Annotated in this window: 3 protein-coding genes, 1 pseudogene and 1 riboswitch; all 4 genes and pseudogenes read right to left on the bottom strand. The window is 61.8% G+C overall.

The annotated features are described in order from the left end of the window. Positions 1 to 592: aromatic ring-hydroxylating dioxygenase subunit alpha (locus Q0L57_RS11930; protein ID WP_296742860.1), on the bottom strand; the 592-nt coding region annotated here is incomplete at its 3' end. 120 nt (positions 593 to 712) lie between these two features. Beyond that, a riboswitch (cobalamin riboswitch) is annotated at positions 713 to 918 on the bottom strand. A gap of 115 nt (positions 919 to 1033) precedes the next feature. Further along, a complete protein-coding gene (locus Q0L57_RS11925; protein WP_296742862.1) occupies positions 1034 to 1828 on the bottom strand; it encodes a cobalamin-binding protein in 795 nt (264 codons plus the stop codon). 2 nt (positions 1829 to 1830) lie between these two features. Beyond that, entirely contained in the window at positions 1831 to 2376 is a 546-nt protein-coding gene (locus Q0L57_RS11920) for a hypothetical protein (RefSeq protein ID WP_296742858.1), read from the bottom strand. Between the two features lie 100 nt (positions 2377 to 2476). Further along, positions 2477 to 2676 (bottom strand): annotated as a pseudogene (locus Q0L57_RS11915) (ribonucleotide-diphosphate reductase subunit beta); the annotation flags it as partial.

Here is a 2676-nt window from a genome sequence, read left to right as displayed (position 1 = left end):
TGTTTTCCCAGACCAGCTTCCAGTTGCCCTTCTCGATGATCGTGCTCTCGAAGGCGATCTTCGCCTCGCCGAGGCGATGCGGCAGAAGGTAGGGCTCGACGAGGGTGCGCATCGGCGCGAAATCGGCCGGCTCCCTGGCCAGGCAGATGAAGATGTAGCCGCCGACGCTTTCGCAGGCGACCGGCTTCAGCCCGAACTGGCTCTTGTCGAAGCCTTCCGCCATCTGGCGGGCGAACAGCAGCTTGCCGTCGAGCTCGTAGGTCCATTGATGATAGGGGCAGACCAGCTTGGCCGCCGTGCCCTTCTCGGTGTTGCAGACGCGGCTGCCGCGGTGGCGGCAGGAATTGTGGAAGGCGTTGATCCTGCCCTGCTGGTCGCGCACCAGCACCACCGGATAGTCGCCGACCTGGACGGTGATGAAGGAGCCCGGCTTCGGCAGTTCGCAATCATGGCCGATGAACAGCCAGTCGCGGTACCAGATCAGTTCCATGTCGAGCTTGAAGAAATCGGGGTCGATGTAGAAAGGTTGTTCCAGCGAAAAGCCATCGCGTCTTCCGCGGATGAGCTTCAGCATTTCGTTGCGCGCGTCCATGTCCATCCTCGCCAAGGGACCGAACGTGGTGGCGCGTTGGAGGAAAGCTGCCCCGGTCTTTCAGAGGTCTGGCGACCCGACCGCGATAGTCCAGCCTCTTAATCGCCCACCGCGATCAGTCGAGTTCAACAGGTTCGAGGCTGGTTTCCGGGCTCCGAAGCCGTCCTTGGCGGACTTGTCCCGACACCTTCCCAGGCTCGTCACCCAGTGGCTCGTCGTCGGGACGAACTTCGCTACCGTTGCGGGGGCAGCGCCGGCATCAAACCGGCTTCCCAATTATCCCTCCGGCTTATTTGCCGGAGAGCACCTTGAACATGGCGATGTTCCCACCGCTTTCTGATGTTCGTTCATAGAAATGCGACCCAGCGCCGCTCAAAGGCGACAATGCGATGAACGGACGTCCACGCCAGACTCTTTTAGCCTGCATCGTCACGCCCAGGTTCAGCCCTCCTTTAGCGCATTGATGATGGCATCGAGCCCGTCGGTAAGCGCGGCCGGTCCTGGTTGGAGGATCAGCGGCGACTTGATCTCAAAGATGCGGCCGTCACGCACCGCAGGGATGCTCTCCCAGCCCGGCCGGCCCTTGATCCGATCCTTCACAACCTTCTTGCCGCACCATGAGGCGAGGATGACATCAGGCGCGGCGGCAACGACGTCTTCCGGCGCAACGATGCGGTTCACGGCCGCCTTCTCTCTCGCCTTGCCTGGAAAGACGTCATCGCCGCCGGCAATCGAAATCAGCTCCGACACCCAGCCGATGCCGCTGATGAGTGGTGCGTCCCATTCCTCGAAATAGACTTTCGGACGCGGCCGTCCCCTGCTCGCCTCGGCCAGATTTCGCAGGCGCCGTTCATAACCTTGCGCGAGCGCTTCGGCGCGTTCGCTTGCGCCGACCAAAGCGCCGACAGTCCTGACCATCGTCAAAATACCTGGGAGGTCGCGCTGATTGAAGGCATGAACCTCGACACCTTCGCGGATCAACTGCATCACAATCTCAGCCTGTAGATCAGAGAATGCGAACACGATGTCCGGCGAGAGAGCCAAGATTTTCGGGATGTCGGCCGAGGTGAAGGCCGAAACGCGGGGCTTCTCGCTCCTGACCCGCAGCGGACGCACCGCGTAGCCCGACACGCCGACGATTCGATCCTCTTCACCGAGCAGGTAAAGCGTCTCGACCGTCTCTTCGGTGAGGCAGACGATGCGATTGGGAGGGAACGAGCCGCGGCGCTGTGACAGGCTTAAAGCTCTCCGGTCACGGCTTTACGAAGCGGCGGTGCAAGATGGGCCGCAAGCGCAAGACGGTGCAGCAGGGCGAGGCCCGAGAGCGCTGCAAGATTTGTCCAGAAAATCTGTATCACCACCGCCGCCGAGAAGGCCTCCTGGCCAGACGGCAAAACCAGGGCAGCGGCCAACAGCAAGACCTCGTAGACGATGAAGGCTCCGAGGAAGCCGATGGCCAGACCCACCCATTCGGAACGCAGGGCGCTCCTGACCAGGACGACCGTGGCAACCGCCAACATGGCCGCGAGGCCAATCGCGAAACCCCACGCAAAGCTGTCCCAGGTGGTGGGATAACCCAGCAGAAGATAACCGACGATCTGGTTGGCGAGCCAAGCCGCGAACGTCAGGACAAAAGCGTTGCGCGCACTCATCCATATGCCAGCTATGGCAGCGATCGCGGCGAAGGGCGTGGCGCAGGCAAGCGCAAGGCTGAAGAGAACGCTGGATACCGAGACCAAGGTTATCCAGATCACGCTACCCGCACCGGAATTCTCGCTACGCATTGAACCGCTCCTCGACTTCCGGCCGCAAGTATAGCCTACGCCTCACCGAAAGGGCAGCCTCCGGATAGCCGGAGCCGCCCGCAAGCGATGCCATCGACGCTCAGTCCCAGGCCAGCGCGCCGCCATTCTGGTATTCGATGACTCGGGTCTCGAAGAAGTTCTTTTCCTTCTTCAGGTCCATCGCCTCCGACATCCACGGGAACGGGTTCTCCGTCTCGGCGAAGACCGGGGTCAGGCCGAGCTGCGCGCAACGGCGGTTGGCGATGAAGTGCATGTACTGCTCGCAAAGCGCCGCGTTGA

It is taken from the genome of Mesorhizobium sp. (assembly GCF_024509055.1).
Taxonomy (GTDB): Bacteria; Pseudomonadota; Alphaproteobacteria; order Rhizobiales; family Rhizobiaceae; genus Mesorhizobium.
Note: the sequence above shows the minus strand (reverse complement) of the source record. Positions and strands in the feature narration are given on the sequence as shown.

What these genes read in the sequence shown, in the direction of transcription:
- Q0L57_RS11920 (WP_296742858.1), bottom strand. Translation starts at nt 2,376, where the DNA reads ATGCGTAGCGAGAATTCCGGTGCGGGTAGCGTGATCTGGATAACCTTG.